We start from the raw sequence: 13,703 nt of genomic DNA on the forward strand, positions 1-13,703 counted from the left end.
ACACGGCAACGCCGGAAGGCCGCCCCCGGCGTCGCGCCGCCCTTCAGGCCGGAACCGGCTCCGCCCTGATCGGCAGGGCCGGGTCGCGCACTTCCCCGGTGCCACCATCGGTGATGCCGAGATCGGTCGGATGCGGGCCGGGATTGCAGGCCAGCGAGATGCCGGTCACCCCCCGGAAGACCCGGAAGGGCGGCTTCCACTGCATCACCGCATCCGCCGCCGCCCGCAGACGGGCGAAGCTGGCGGCGGTCTCCCCGGGCGGGGTCTCGGCCAGCAGCCCGGCGATGGGCAGGGGCATCAGCCCCGTCACCGCGCCGCCCGCCGCCACGGCCATGCCGCCGCCCGAGGCGATCAGCGCATTGGCGGCGGCCGCCATGTCCGCCGGGTCGCGGCCCAGCACCAGCAGGTTGTGGTTGTCATGGCTGATCGTCGTGGCCACGGCGCCCGCGGGCTCGCCCCAGCCATCGGCGAGGCACAGCATCGGCGCCGGGTCGCGCCGCCCGTGCCGGTGCAGCACGGCGATCAGCGCATGGCCCGGCGGCAGCTCGGCCACGCCGTCGCGCACCGCGACCTCGGCCTCGGCCCAATGGACCACGCGGGCGCCGCCGACCACCGGCAGGCGCGCGTATCCGTTGTCGATGCCCTTCACCCGCAGGCGGAAGGCTTCCGGGGCCTGCGGCGCCAGCTTCACCGTGCCGCGCGGCGCATCGGACAGGTCGCGGGGCAGGGCTTCCAGCATCCGGCCACCCTCCGCCACGAGGCGGCCGGCGACATAGACACGCTCCACCACCATGCCGGGCAGGTCGGAGAGCACGGCGATCTCCGCCCGTCGTCCCGGCGCCACGAGGCCGATATCGTCGCGCTTCAGCCGCAGCGCCGCGTTCAGCGTGGCCATGCGGATCGCCAGCACCGGGTTCAGCCCGCGCACCACCAGCCGCGCCAGCATGTCGCGCAGCCCCCCCTTGGCCACCAGCTCGTTCGGGAAGATGTCGTCCGTGCAGGCGACGAGGCCGGCGGGGAAGACCGGCAGGGACAGGATCGCCGCCACGGCGCCCGGCAGGACATTGTCGTGGCTGCCGCGCAGCTCGACCGTCAGCCCGGCGCGCAGCTTGGCCAGCAGGTCCTCGCCCGAGGTGATCTCGTGGTCCGAGGTCACGCCCGAGGCGGCATAGGCCTGGAGGGCGGGGCCCGCCAGGTCCCGCCCATGGCCGTTGACGTTCTTGCCCGCAGCCATCCCGGCGGCGACGATGCCTTCCATCCGCTCGCTGCCGGACAGCACGCCGGCCATGTCCATGACCTCGGCGACGCCCGCGACCTCGGGCCAGCGGAGCATCTCGCGCATCTCCTCCGGCCCGATCTCGGCCCCCGCCACCTCCAGCCCGGGCGCGGAGGGGACGCAGGACGGGGCGGCGATCAGCACGCGCAGCGGCAGGCCCCGCGCGGACTCCACCGCCCAGCGCACCCCCGGGACGCCCAGCACGTTGGCCAGCTCGTGCGGGTCCCAGACGGTGGTGGTGACGCCGTGCGGCACCACGGTCGCGGCATAGTCCACCGGCGCCATGAAGGAGGATTCGAAATGCAGGTGGTTGTCCACGAAGCCGGGCGCCAGGAAGCGGCCCGTCACGTCGTGGGTCTCCGCCGCATCGGCGCGCGTGCCGGGCGGATGCACCGAAGCGATCAGCCCGCCCACCAGCCCGACATCCGCCGCGCGCAGCTCGCCGGTCGCGACATCCACCAGCGTGCCACCGGTGAGCAGCAGGTCGAAGGGGGCCTTGCCCTGCGCCGCCCGCACGGCGCGGCGGCGGGTCTCCGTGGGAATGGGGGCTTCGGGGGCGAAGCTCACTGCCCGTTCCCCGTGGGCGCCTTGCCCACGCTGGTGGCGAGCGTCATCTCGTCGGTGCGGGCCTCGTAGCGCAGGCCCTTCCGCATCGCCCAGGTGTTGGTCTGGAAATAGAGCGGGATCAGCGCCTGCTGTTCGACGACCGCCATGCGCGTGGCCTCGCGGCTGATGCGCTCGCGCTCCCCGTCGTCCATGGTGGTGCGGGCCTGCTCGATCAGCCGGTCGATCGCGGCATTGCTGAAGCGGCCACGATTGGCGGGGCCGAAGCCGCGCGACGGGTCCACCGTGTGGATCAGCGCCTCCAGCATCCCCAGCACCTCCGGATTGGGCGAGAAGCCGGACAGGTTCACCGAGTACTTCAACTGCGCCGACTCGCTCAGCCAGGTGCCGCGCGGCCGCGTCTCCACCGTGGCGACGAGGCCGGCGCGGCTCCACATCTGGCCGACCGCCTGCACCACCTGCTCGTCATTCACGTAGCGGTCGTTCGGCCCGTTGATCTGCACCGCGAAGCCTTCCGGATAGCCCGCCTCGGCCAGCAGCTTCTTCGCGCCCGGCAGGTCGAAGGTCTGCGGCTTCGCCAGTTCGGGCGAGGCACCGAAGTAGCCCGGCGGGGCGAGGTCGTTGGTCGGCAGGCCCTGGCCTTGCATGACGCGCGAGACCAGCGCCTCCCGGTTGATCGCCATGGACAGCGCCTTGCGCACCCGCACGTCGCGCAACGGGTTGGGGATCGGCTTGCCGTCACGGCCGGCGATGTGCGGCGTCACCTCGCGGTCGCTGTCCAGCGTCAGGAACATCAGCCGGTTGGAGGGGCTGACGGCGGTGGCGAAGGCCGGGTCCTTGCTGAAGCGGTCGAACTGGTCGGTCGGCACGATCTCGATCAGGTCCACATCGCCCGCGCGCAGCGCGGCGGTGCGGGCGCCGGCATTGGCGATGGGGCGGAACTCGACCCGCCGGAAGGCGGGCTTCGGTCCGGCGAATTCCTCGTAGCGCTCCATCACCGCCACGCCGCCGGGCGTCCAGGAGACATAGCGGTAGGGACCGGTGCCGATCATGCCCTTGCCGGCGTTGAAATCGGCGGTGGAAAGCCCCTCCGCCGCGTGCTTGGCGAGGATCATCACCATGGAGAGGTAGTTCGCCATCAGTGGCGTCGGCGCATGGGTGTGGATGCGCAGCGTGTGCGCGTCCACCTGCTCCACCGACTTCACGGGGCGGGTATAGGTGTTGAGCGAGGAGGGCGAGTTCGGCACGTCGCCGGCGCGGGCGATGGTGAAGGCGACATCGTCCACCGTCACCGGCGTGCCGTCCTGGAAGCGCGCCGCGGGGTTCAGCCTGATTTCCCAGGTCAGGTCGTCCACCGCGCGCCATTCGGTGGCCAGCGCCGGACGCAGGACCTGCCGCGCATCCTGTTCCATCAGCGGCTGGAAGTAGTGGCGCCCATAGGCGTAGTTGGTAATGACGCTGGCGAAATGCGGATCGATGCTGGTCGGCCCGGCCTCCATGCCGATGCGCAGCGTGTCCTGTTCCTGGCCTCCCCCCTGGGCCGCGGCCGGTGCCGCGACCGCCAGCACCGCGCCGGCCAGGAGGGTGGTGGCGAGAAGGGCGTCGCGGAGGCGTGGAAGGCGCATGGCGGGTGGTCCGGTGGCAGTGATGTCTGGCGCGTGGCATGATACCGCCCGGCGCCGGAAAGCAAGCCCGCTATCCAGTCTGGAGACGAATTATGCCCTCACCGGAGGATCTCGCCCCTCTCGCCCCGGCGATGACCGCCTGGCGCCGCGACATCCATGCCCATCCGGAGCTCGGCTTCGAGGAGACGCGCACCGCCGCGCTGGTGGCGAAGGAACTGCGCGAGGCCGGGATCGAGGTGACCGAGGGGCTGGGCGGAACCGGCGTGGTCGGCACGCTGCGTGGCAAGGGGAGCAGCGGCGGCGGCAACCGGGCCATCGGGCTGCGTGCCGACATGGACGCGCTGGCGATGGGCGAGGTGACGGGGCTTCCCTATGCCAGCGGGGCGCCCGGCACGATGCATGCCTGCGGCCATGACGGCCACACCGCCATGCTGCTTGGCGCCGCGAAGTGGCTGGCGCGGAACCCGGGCCGCTTCTCCGGCACGGTGCACTTCGTCTTCCAGCCCGCCGAGGAAGGGCTCGGCGGCGCCGACCGCATGATCCGGGAAGGGCTGTTCGAGACCTTCCCCGTCGATGCGGTCTATGGCCTGCACAACATGCTCGACATGCCGGTGGGCAGCATCGCCGTGCCGCGCAGCCGCGCCCTGGCCAGCGCCGATACCTGGGAGGCCGTCTTCACCGGCAAGGGCGGACATGGCGCGCGGCCGCACCTGGCGGCGGATGCCACGCTGGCGGCGGCGCAGTTCGTCACCGCCCTGCACAGCATCGTCGCGCGCAACATCGATCCCCTGCAGAGCGGCGTGGTCAGCGTCGGCCATATCGCGGCCGGCGATGCCAAGGCACCGAACGTGATCCCGGCGAAGGTGGTGGTGCGCGGCACCGCCCGCGCCTTCCGCAACGAGGAACGCGCGCTGCTGGAGCGCCGCATCCTGGCCATCGCGGAGAACATCGCCGCCACGCACGAGGTGACGGTGGAGGCCCGCTACATCCACGGCACGCCGCCCACGGTGAACCATGCGGAGCAGGTGCAGGTCGCGCTGCGTGCCGCCCGCGCCACGGTGGGCGAGGTCCTGGTGGACGACGATCCCGAGCCGATCACCCCGGGCGAGGACTTCGCCTTCATGCTGCTGGAACGTCCCGGCGCCTTCGCCTTCATCGGCATGGGCGCGCCGCGCCATCCCGAAGGCTACCAGCACAACCCGCATTACGATTTCAACGACGAGATCCTGGCGCATGGCGCCGCCTACTGGTGCAGCCTGGTCGAGGCGGAACTGGGATGAACCCACCCCGCGCCACCGTCATCGACTGCGACCCCGGCACGGACGACGCGCTGGCGCTCTGGCTGGCGCTCGCCTCGCCGGAGCTGGATGTCCGGCTGGTGACGGTCTGCGGCGGCAATGTCGGGCTGGAGCGGACGCTCGCCAATGCCCGCGCCATTGTCGGGCTGGCCGGGCGGGCCGTGCCGGTGGTGGGCGGTGCCCGCCGCCCGCTGCTGGGGGAATTCCGTTCCGAGACGGCGGTGCATGCGGCGGATGGCCTCGCCGGGGTGCGCCTGCCGGAAGGCCCGCCCGCCGCGCCGGGCCGGGCGGCGGATGCCATCCGGGACCTGCTGCGCCACGCCGCCCCGGGCGAGGTGACGCTGGTCGGACTGGCACCGGCCACCAACCTCGCCCTGGCCCTCCTGGCCGAGCCGGACCTGCACGACCGTGTGCGCGAGATCGTGCTGATGACCGGTGCCTGGGGCGAAGGGAACTGGACCCCCTCGGCGGAGTTCAACGCTGCCTCCGACCCCGAGGCCCTGGCCGCCCTGGTCGCCACCGGCCTGCCGGTCAGCCTCGTGACGCTGGACCTCACCGCCCAGGCCTTCGTCACCCCCGCGGTGGTGGAGCGGCTGGCCGGGATGGGGAAGGGGACCTGCCTGGAGGCCGCCTGCGCCATCCTGCGCGGCGTGCCGGCCTCGCGCCGCTTCGGGCATCGCGGCTTTCCGCTGCACGACCCCTGCGCCGTCGCGCTGGTGCTGTGGCCGGAACTCTTCGGCCTTCGGGAAGCCTGGGTGGAGGTGGAATGCGGCACCGGCATCGGCCGGGGGCGCACGCATATCGACCGCTGGAACCGGATGCGCCAGCCGCCGAACATCCACGTCGCGGAGACACTGGACCCTGAGCCGTTCTTCGAGGCCCTGGCCGGGCGCCTGGCCTCACTGCCATGAGCCATGGCGGCCCGTCGCGCGGGCCGGGCCTCAGTTCGCCCGGGCGCCTCGTGGCATGGGGAGTTCCACCTGCTGCCGCAGCCAGGAGGCGGCATCCGGCGGCAGGCCGTCCGTGGCGATATCTTCCGCCATGCGCATCACCAGGATCGGCCCGGCGATCCCGTTGCGCCGCAGGGCGCCACGAAGATGCTGGGAAAGGTAGCTCACCGACATGTCGCTCGAAACAAAGAGAGCGTTCGCATTGGCGATCCAGTGGCTTTCCGAGACTTCCCAGATCGCCTGTTCCAGAACCTCGGTCGCGCCTTGTGGCAAGTCATACAGAACCAGAATGAGCGACATCTCACCACGTTCCACGCTTCAGGGCAGGTGAGAATACGAATAGGCCCAATGCGCATCCAGTTCCACCCTTTCAAGAAGATGGGAGAAAATGCTGCCTATGACAAAAATCATCGGGCATCGCGGCGGTGCATTTTTGTGGCCCGAGAACAGTATTGACGGGTTTCGCAGCGCAACTCATCTCAAGGTTGAATTTTGCGAGTGCGATATACACCTGTCGGTTGATGGACAGCCGATCGTGCTCCATGACGCCAGGCTGGAGCGGACCTCCGAGGGACAGGGCCTGCTGGCCGAGCATACGGCGGAGGAGCTGACCCGCCTCCGCCTGCGTGGGGCGGGCGGCGCGTGCATCCCCCACCTGAAGGATGTGGCCGAGCTGGTCGCCTCATCCTCCTGCGGCCTGCAGGTGGAGCTCAAGACCGATGCGCGGGGAAGGCCCTATCCCGGCCTCCTGGAGGTGGCGCTCCCGATCCTGGACCGGCATGGGATGCGGCGGCGCTGCGGCATCATCGCCTTCCATGCGCCCACCGCCGCCGCGGCCCAGGCGGCGGGCGGCTTCGACCATGTCGCCTGGCTCTTCGACCCGGCCATGCTGGAAGGCCTCGGCCTGCCGGGGATCATCGGCGTGGCGCGGGCCCATGGGCTTTCCATGGTGGAGACCCATGCCAGCGTGATGGATGCGGAGCTGGTCGCGGGCCTGCGCGCGGCCGGCCTGCGGGTCGCCGTCTGGGGCGGCAACCACGCGGACAGCATCGGCCGCATGCTGGATCTGGGTGTGGATGCGATGGCCAGCGACGACCCCGTCCTGGCCATGCGGATGCGCGACGAGCGGGAATAGGGGCCGGGATCGGGCGCCCCGCCACCAGGGGCGCCCGGAAGCCTCAGTCCGTGGAGAAGCGGAAGGCGCCCCCGGCTGGCGGAGCCGGTTCGGCCGCCGCCGCCGTGCCCTGCTGCTGCTGCGCCTGCCGGGCGCGCGCCTCAAGCTCCTGCAGCAGCCGCGTGATGCTGCCGATCAGGTTGGGAAGCTGAGTCAGCGGCAGGACGAGCTGGCCCGCCGGGGCGAGCTGGCCGTCCGTTCCGGTCTGGCCCAGGGTGAAGCGCGCCACGCCGTGGCGCACCTGGGCATCGATGATCCCGTCGCTGAAGATGCAGGGATGTGCGGCCGGGGCCGGCTTGTTGCTACTGCTCACGGAAGGCCCTGTGGAAGCTGTCGATCAGAGGCTGCATCATGTAGCGGAAGAAGCTCCTTTCGCCGATCTTGATCTGCGCCTCCACCGGCATGCCGGCTTTCAGCGAGACATTCTCCAGCTTGGCGAGCTGGTCCTGCTCGATCACGATCTGCGCGCGGTAGTATTCGGTGCCACGCTGCGGCTCCTGGTTCACGTCGCCGCCCACGAAGGTGACGTGGCCGTGCAGATAGGGCACCAGACGCTGCTTGAAGGCCGGCAGCCGGACCTCGGCCTCCAGCCCGTTATGGACCACGTCGATGTCGGTGGGCGAGACCTTCACCTCCGCCACCAGCCGGTCGCGCTCGGGCACGATCTCCAGCACCGTGTCGCCGGGCTTCACCACGGCGCCGGCGTTGAAGAAATGGCTGTTGATCACGACGCCATCGACCGGCGCCAGGATCTCGCGGCGTGTGGACACGTCCTGCGCGGCGCGGATGCGCTCCTCCAGCTCCCGAAGCTTGGTATCGACCTCCCGCGCATCGGTGGAGGCTTCCTGCACGCGCTGGTCGCGGGTGTTGCGGAGCTGGTTCCGGGTTTCGGCGATCTGGGCCTCGGCCCGCTCGACCTGCCCCTGCAGGTCGGAGATATTGCCCTCGGCCGAGGCGATCTGGCGCTGCAGGCCCAGCAGCCGCGGCATCCGCTCCAGCCCCTGCGCCACCAGCGCCCGCACATCCGTTTCCTCGCGCCGCAGCAGGTCGAGCTGGCGCTGCTGGCTGGTGATCTGGGCCCGGCTGGACAGGATGGAGGCGCTGTACTGGCCCAGCCGGGACTCCAGCACCTGGATCTGGCTGGCCAGGCTGGCGAGGCGGCTGGCGAAGAGGATGCTCTGCCCCGTCATCGCCTCCCGCGCGCGAGGATCGTCGGACGAGAGCAGTTCCGCCGGATAGGCGACGGTCGTGGCGCCCGCCACCTCGGCCGCGTCCCGGGCCGCCTGCGCCATCAGCGCCCAGCGCGTGCCGCGCGAGCTTTCCAGCGTGGCATCGGACTGGGTGTCGTCCAGCCGCATCAGGACCTGCCCGGCCTTCACCTCGTCACCGTCGCGGACCAGGATCTCGCGCACGATTCCGCCTTCCAGGTGCTGCACGGCGCGGCGGTTGCCTTCGGCCTTGATGACGCCGGGGGCGATGGCGGCCTCGCTCAAGGGGGCGGTGAAGGACCACGTGCCGAAGCCGCCGACGAACAGCGCGATGCTGGCGATGCCGAGCAGCATCGGCCCGCGCGTGCGGGGGCGCGGCAGGTCCAGCACCAGTTCCGGCAGGCCGGGATGGCCCGCGGAGGCCGGGGTCAGGGGGCCGCCGCCGGGCGGCAGGGCGATATTCGCGCTCATGCGGCAACTCCAGGCTGGCCGGGCAGGGAAGCGGGGTTGCGCGGTGCGGCCACGGCCGGGCGCGGCCCCATGACGCGGTTCAGCACTTCCTGCCGCGGGCCGAAGGCATCGATCTGCCCGTCGCGCAGCAGCATCACCTTGTCCACGCCCTGGACCAGGACCGGGCGGTGGCTCACCAGCACCACGGTGGTGCCACGCTCCCGCAGTTCGCGCAGGGCATGGAGCAGGCGCGCCTCGGCATCGCCGTCCAGGCTGCTGTCGGGCTCGTCCAGCACCAGCAGCTTCGGCTGGCCGAAGAGCGCGCGGGCCAGGCCCACCAGCTGGCGCTGGCCGCCGGAAAGCTGCTGCCCGGCCTCGCCGACCTCGGTGTCGTAGCCCTGGGGCAGGCGCAGGATCATCTCATGGCAGCCGGCCAGCTTCGCCGCGGCGAAGACGTCCTCCGGCTCCGCCTCGCCCATGCGGGCGATGTTGCGGAAGACGCTGCCCTCGAAGAGCTCCACATCCTGCGGCAGGTAGCCCAGGTGGCGGCCGAGATCCTCGCGCAGCCAGGTGGAGACATCCGCCCCGTCCAGCCGCGCGGCCCCGGCGCTGGGCGCCAGCGTGCCGATCAGCAGGCGGACCAGCGTGGTCTTGCCGGCGGCGGAGGGGCCGATGATGGCCACGCTCTCCCCGGCCTCGATCGCGAAGTTCAGCCCCTTGATCACCGCGGCCGTCTGGCCCGGCGGCGCATAGGCGAGGCGCTCCGCCACCAGCCGGCCCTTGGGCTCCGGCAGCGGCATGCCCGCGGGGCGCAGGCGCGGCAGCGCCAGGAAGGTCTTCAGCCGCTGCAACGCCTGGCGCACCTGCACCAGGCCCTTCCAGCCGGCGATCACCTGCTCCACCGGCGCCAGGGCGCGGCCCATGATGATCGAGCCCGCGATGGAGGCGCCGGAGGTCAGCTCCTGCCGCAGCACCAGCCAGGCGCCCAGGCCCAGGATGGCGATCTGCAGGGCAAGCCGGGTGAACTTCGTTACCGACATCAGCAGCGCCGCCCGGTTCGCCGCGCGCTCCTGCTGCGGCGTGCCGTCGGCCACGGCCTCCCGCCAGCGGCGCAGCACGGCCGGGGCCATGCCCATGCTGTCGATCACCTCGGCATTGCGGATCAGCATCTCCGCCCGGCGGTTGGCGAGCAGGCTGGCCGTGCCCGCCTGCTTCAGCAGCGGCGAGGTCACCGCCTCGCCCAGCAGGGTCAGTACGAAGAGCAGGACGGCACCGCCCAGCGCCACGGCCCCGAGCAGCGGGTGCAGCAGGAAGATCACGGCGAGGTAGATGGGCACCCAGGGCACGTCATAGAGGGCGAGCGCCGCTGGGCTGCCGAGCCAGTTGCGCGCCAGGGAAAGGTCCCGCAGCGCCTCGGTGCGGTAGGTCCGGCCGCGAAGCTGCGCCTCCAGGGCGCGCAGGAAGCCTTCGGGCGCCACCCGGGCCTCGATCCAGCCGGCGGCCCGCTGCATCACCTGCCCGCGCACACCCTCCAGCACCGCCAGCAGCAGGATCGCGCTGCCCGCGACCACGGTCAGCCAGAGCAGCGTGTCGGTGCTGCGCGTCGCCAGGACGCGGTCGAAGACCTGCATCATGTAGAGCGAGATCGTGAGCTGCAGCACGTTCACCACGCCGCTGAACAGCGCCACGCCGATGAACTGCTGCCGGCAGGCGGCCAGTGCCCGCGATAACACCGTGTCCTTTTCCCGGATCTCCTTGGGAGGCGTCATGCGGAATTCCTTTCCGGGGAAGAAGCGGGATCACGGCGGTACGCGGGGTAGTCCAATACCAACGAACAGGTTCCCGAAGGTTAAAGAGTACAACCGCCAGTATAATTAACCCTCGCGGAAGTTTGTATTAATTTTGCGATGGAATCAATATCGTGACGGAATCGAAAGATATGCCATCCGCTTGGCCTCCCGCCGTCCCTGGGTGACGGTGTCGAGGATCAGGCCGCAGGCGATCGACAGCCAGGCGAGGATGGTCAGCCCGACCGATGCCAGGAAGCTCGGCATGCGGGGCACCAGCCCGGTTTCCAGATAGGTCTCCAGCACCGGGATCATCAGCAGCGCCGCCAGCAACAGCAGCAGGGCGGCCAGGCCGCCAAAGAAGGGCAGGGGGCGCTCACGCCGCACCAGGGCGGCGATGGTGCCCAGGATGCGGACGCCGTCGCGGATCGTGTGCAGCTTGGAGGCGGAACCGGCCGGCCGCTCGCGATACGGGGTCGGCAGTTCCCCGACCGGGAGGTGGAGCTCCAGGGCATGGACGGTGAACTCGGTTTCCGTCTCGAAGCCATGCGCCAGGGCAGGAAAGGATTTCACGAAGCGCCGCGAGAAGGTGCGGTAGCCCGAGAGCATGTCGGTGATCCGGTTGCCGAAGACCAGCCGGACCATGCCGGTCAGCATCAGGTTGCCGAAGCGGTGTCCGGGGCGATAGGCGCCGACGCTCTCGTCCACCCGGATGGCGGTGACCATGTCCAGCCGCTCCTCCAGCAGCCGGCGCACCATCTCCGGGGCCGCCGAGGCGTCGTAGGTGCCGTCGCCGTCCACCAGCACATAGGCGTCCGCCTCGATGTCGGCGAACATCCGCCGCACCACGCTGCCCTTGCCGGGCTGGCTCTCCGAACGAACCACCGCCCCGGCGGCGGCGGCGACCTCCCGCGTCCGGTCGGTGCTGTTGTTGTCATAGACATAGACGGTGGCGCCGGGCAGGGCGGCGCGGAAGCCGCGCACCACCTCGCCCACGGCGGCTTCCTCGTCCCGGCAGGGGACGAGCACGGCGATGCGGGGTTCCGTCATCGGTCGGTGAAGACGAAGCGGCGGGACAGGGCGAAGTTCCCGCCCATGCCGGCCAGCGCGCCGGCGGCCACGCCGAGCACGGGGTGCGCCGCGACCAGCGGCATGTTGGAGAGGAGCAGGGCGTAGGTTCCGTAGTTCAGGGCAAAGCCGACGAGGTTCACCAGGAGGAAGCGCGCCCATTGCCGGTGCGCCGGCCCGGCGCCGCGGCCGCGGAAGGTCCAGGCCCGGTTCAGCGCCCAGGTGGTGGTGGCCGCCGCGAGATAGGACAGCACCCGTCCGCCATAGGGGCCGGCGCCAAGGGCGATGGCGGCCATGAGCACCGCGGAATCGACCACGAATCCGATGCCGCCGACCACGCCGAAGCGCCACATCTGCCTCAGCACGGCCCGGGGCCCCGGGCCGTTTCGGTCGTTCGTGGCAAGGCTGGCCTCCATGCCGCAGGGCAATAGGCGAGCGGCGCGCGAAAGCCAAGCGCCCGGCACCCGGCCGGCCGGCGGCGGGGAATACGATCCGTTACGGGGGCGGGGGCTTGCGCCGCGTCCGGGGGCGGGCTTCCTTTCCTGACAAACCCGACATCTGGAGAGGTTGTCCGATGTTCCGCCGTGATCTGCTGGCCGGCGTCGCCCTGGCCGGAATGGCCTCCGCCCTGCCGAAGAACGGCCATGCCCAGGCGGGCAGGCCGGCGCCCGCGGCCCCGGCCGCCGCGCCGGGAGCGGCCGCACCGGCCGCCGCGCCGCGCGTGCTGAAGTTCATCCCGCAGGCCGACCTCGCCGTGGTCGATCCGATCGTCACCACCGCCTATGTCACCCGCCACCACGGCTTCCTCGTCTGGGACACGCTCTATGGCTATGACGAGGACTACAAGCCGCAGCCGCAGATGGCCGAGGGCCACAAGGTCGAGGAGGACGGCCGCCGCGTCACCATCACCCTGCGCGACGGGCTGAAGTTCCATGACGGCCAGCCGGTGAAGGCGGTGGACTGCGTCACCTCCATCCGCCGCTGGGCGGCGCGCGACGCGCTGGGCCAGGCCCTGATGGCGGTGACGGAGGAGCTCTCGGCACCGGACGAGAAGACCATCCTCTTCCGGCTGAAGAAGCCCTTCCCGCTGCTCTTCGACGCGCTGGGCAAGCCTTCCACCCCGATCTGCTTCATCATGCCGGAGCGCATCGCCAAGACCGACCCCGCCACGCCGGTGAAGGAGGTCATCGGCTCCGGCCCCTTCCAGTGGGTGCCGGAGGAGCGGGTGCCGGGCTCGAAGATCGTCTACAAGCGCTTCGAGGGCTATGTGCCGCGCAAGGACGGCACGCCGAACTGGACCGTCGGGCCGAAACTGGCGCATTTCGACCGGATCGAATGGACGGTGATGCCGGACGCGGCCACCGCCTCCAACGCCCTGACCAATGGCGAAATGGACTGGTGGGAGCAGCCCACCGCCGACCTGCAGCCGGTGCTGCGCAAGGACCGCAACATCGTGGTCGAGATCCCCGACCCGACCGGGCTGGTGGCGATCTGCCGCTTCAACCACCTGCACCCGCCCTTCAACAACCCGGCCATCCGCCGCGCCCTGCTCGGCGCGGTGAACCAGGCGGACTACATGTCGGCGGTGATCGGCGACGACCGCAGCCTGTGGCGCGACAATGTCGGCTTCTTCCCGCCGGACACGCCGATGGCCAGCGATGTCGGGATGGAGGCGCTGACCAGCCCGCGCGACTACGACAAGGTGAAGGCCGATCTCAAGGCCGCCGGCTACAAGGGCGAGAAGATCACCCTGATCGCCGCCTCCGACTTCCCCTCGCTGAACGCGCTCGCCCAGGTCGGCGCCGACATGTTCAAGAAGGCGGGCATGGAGGTGGAGTTCATCTCCACCGACTGGGGATCGGTGGTGCAGCGCCGCGCCAGCCGCGAGGCACCGTCCAAGGGCGGCTGGAGCATCTTCTTCACCTTCTGGGCCGGGCTGGACATGTTCAACCCCGCTGTCAGCCAGTCCCTGCGCGGCAATGGCGAGAAGGCCTGGTTCGGCTGGCCGACCGCACCGAAGCTGGAGGAGCTGCGCGCCGCCTGGCTGGAGGCGCCGGACCTGGAGGCGCAGAAGAAGCTCGCGGCCGAGGTCCAGAAGCAGGCCTTCGAGGACGTGCCCTACCTGCCGCTGGGCCAGTACTTCCAGGCCACGGCTTACCGCCGCACGCTGAGTGGCGTGCTGAAGGGCATGCCGCTGTTCTGGAACGTGCAGCGCACGGCCTGACCTCGGCCACCCGGCCTTCCCGCGGGAAGGCCGGGCCAGGGGCCGGGCATGATGGGTGCCACCCCGCATTCGCACCTGT

Annotated in this window: 12 protein-coding genes; 4 read left to right on the forward strand and 8 right to left on the reverse strand. The window is 71.0% G+C overall.

Going from position 1 to position 13,703, the window contains the following annotated elements; all coding sequences use genetic code 11:
• Positions 1-43: 43 nt before the first annotated feature.
• Both CTJ15_RS08175 and CTJ15_RS08180 read right to left on the reverse strand, forming a co-directional pair.
• Positions 44-1,843: an adenine deaminase gene (locus CTJ15_RS08175; RefSeq protein WP_083755354.1), complete on the reverse strand. Its 1,800-nt coding sequence runs from the start codon at positions 1,841-1,843 to the stop codon at positions 44-46.
• The gene (locus CTJ15_RS08180; RefSeq protein WP_075821346.1) at positions 1,840-3,465 is read right to left on the reverse strand and encodes an ABC transporter substrate-binding protein; all 1,626 of its coding nucleotides are present in this window, start codon (positions 3,463-3,465) and stop codon (positions 1,840-1,842) included. Before CTJ15_RS08180 ends, CTJ15_RS08175 begins: the two co-directional genes overlap by 4 nt.
• Positions 3,466-3,557: 92 nt before the next feature.
• Between CTJ15_RS08180 and CTJ15_RS08185 the strand changes: the two genes are divergently transcribed.
• Together CTJ15_RS08185 and CTJ15_RS08190 are read left to right on the forward strand one after the other, a co-directional pair.
• On the forward strand, positions 3,558-4,745 hold the full coding sequence (locus CTJ15_RS08185) for an amidohydrolase (RefSeq protein ID WP_075821347.1): 1,188 nt from the start codon (positions 3,558-3,560) through the stop codon (positions 4,743-4,745).
• A complete protein-coding gene (locus tag CTJ15_RS08190; protein WP_019460640.1) occupies positions 4,742-5,674 on the forward strand; it encodes a nucleoside hydrolase in 933 nt (310 codons plus the stop codon). The genes CTJ15_RS08185 and CTJ15_RS08190 overlap by 4 nt, the downstream gene beginning before the upstream one ends.
• A gap of 30 nt (positions 5,675-5,704) precedes the next feature.
• Here the strand turns inward: CTJ15_RS08190 and CTJ15_RS08195 are convergent, their stop codons facing one another.
• The gene (locus CTJ15_RS08195) at positions 5,705-6,013 is read right to left on the reverse strand and encodes a hypothetical protein (RefSeq protein ID WP_019460641.1); all 309 of its coding nucleotides are present in this window, start codon (positions 6,011-6,013) and stop codon (positions 5,705-5,707) included.
• Positions 6,014-6,110: 97 nt separating this feature from the next.
• Between CTJ15_RS08195 and CTJ15_RS08200 the strand changes: the two genes are divergently transcribed.
• A complete protein-coding gene (locus CTJ15_RS08200; RefSeq protein ID WP_226946085.1) occupies positions 6,111-6,848 on the forward strand; it encodes a glycerophosphodiester phosphodiesterase family protein in 738 nt (245 codons plus the stop codon).
• 43 nt (positions 6,849-6,891) lie between these two features.
• On the opposite strand, the gene CTJ15_RS08205 is transcribed toward CTJ15_RS08200, so the two are convergent.
• The 5 genes from CTJ15_RS08205 to CTJ15_RS08225 form a co-directional block, all read right to left on the reverse strand.
• Positions 6,892-7,200, reverse strand: coding sequence for a hypothetical protein (locus CTJ15_RS08205; RefSeq protein WP_019460643.1), 309 nt, complete (start codon positions 7,198-7,200; stop codon positions 6,892-6,894).
• Positions 7,190-8,566, reverse strand: a complete 1,377-nt coding sequence (locus CTJ15_RS08210) for an HlyD family type I secretion periplasmic adaptor subunit (RefSeq protein WP_019460644.1) — start codon at positions 8,564-8,566, stop codon at positions 7,190-7,192. The genes CTJ15_RS08205 and CTJ15_RS08210 overlap by 11 nt, the downstream gene beginning before the upstream one ends.
• The gene (locus CTJ15_RS08215) at positions 8,563-10,314 is read right to left on the reverse strand and encodes a type I secretion system permease/ATPase (RefSeq protein WP_019460645.1); all 1,752 of its coding nucleotides are present in this window, start codon (positions 10,312-10,314) and stop codon (positions 8,563-8,565) included. Before CTJ15_RS08215 ends, CTJ15_RS08210 begins: the two co-directional genes overlap by 4 nt.
• A gap of 144 nt (positions 10,315-10,458) precedes the next feature.
• Positions 10,459-11,382 carry a glycosyltransferase gene (locus tag CTJ15_RS08220; RefSeq protein WP_027297176.1) on the reverse strand — a complete coding sequence of 308 codons (924 nt, stop codon included), beginning with the start codon at positions 11,380-11,382 and terminating at the stop codon, positions 10,459-10,461.
• Positions 11,379-11,765, reverse strand: a complete 387-nt coding sequence (locus tag CTJ15_RS08225; protein WP_226946086.1) for a GtrA family protein — start codon at positions 11,763-11,765, stop codon at positions 11,379-11,381. The genes CTJ15_RS08220 and CTJ15_RS08225 overlap by 4 nt, the downstream gene beginning before the upstream one ends.
• A 209-nt stretch (positions 11,766-11,974) precedes the next feature.
• Between CTJ15_RS08225 and CTJ15_RS08230 the strand changes: the two genes are divergently transcribed.
• Positions 11,975-13,624, forward strand: a complete 1,650-nt coding sequence (locus CTJ15_RS08230) for an ABC transporter substrate-binding protein (protein WP_075821349.1) — start codon at positions 11,975-11,977, stop codon at positions 13,622-13,624.
• Positions 13,625-13,703 lie beyond the last annotated feature (79 nt).

The sequence above is a fragment of the Roseomonas sp. FDAARGOS_362 genome (assembly GCF_002754815.1).
GTDB lineage: Bacteria > Pseudomonadota > Alphaproteobacteria > Acetobacterales > Acetobacteraceae > Roseomonas > Roseomonas mucosa.

Excerpts from the sequence above, each read along its gene's own strand:
- CTJ15_RS08180 (WP_075821346.1), bottom strand. The coding sequence starts at position 3,465 with ATGCGCCTTCCACGCCTCCGCGACGCCCTTCTCGCCACCACCCTCCTG.
- CTJ15_RS08185 (WP_075821347.1), top strand. The coding sequence starts at position 3,558 with ATGCCCTCACCGGAGGATCTCGCCCCTCTCGCCCCGGCGATGACCGCC.
- CTJ15_RS08190 (WP_019460640.1), top strand. The coding sequence starts at position 4,742 with ATGAACCCACCCCGCGCCACCGTCATCGACTGCGACCCCGGCACGGAC.
- CTJ15_RS08195 (WP_019460641.1), bottom strand. The coding sequence starts at position 6,013 with ATGTCGCTCATTCTGGTTCTGTATGACTTGCCACAAGGCGCGACCGAG.
- CTJ15_RS08200 (WP_226946085.1), top strand. The coding sequence starts at position 6,111 with ATGACAAAAATCATCGGGCATCGCGGCGGTGCATTTTTGTGGCCCGAG.
- CTJ15_RS08210 (WP_019460644.1), bottom strand. The coding sequence starts at position 8,566 with ATGAGCGCGAATATCGCCCTGCCGCCCGGCGGCGGCCCCCTGACCCCG.
- CTJ15_RS08215 (WP_019460645.1), bottom strand. The coding sequence starts at position 10,314 with ATGACGCCTCCCAAGGAGATCCGGGAAAAGGACACGGTGTTATCGCGG.
- CTJ15_RS08220 (WP_027297176.1), bottom strand. The coding sequence starts at position 11,382 with ATGACGGAACCCCGCATCGCCGTGCTCGTCCCCTGCCGGGACGAGGAA.
- CTJ15_RS08230 (WP_075821349.1), top strand. The coding sequence starts at position 11,975 with ATGTTCCGCCGTGATCTGCTGGCCGGCGTCGCCCTGGCCGGAATGGCC.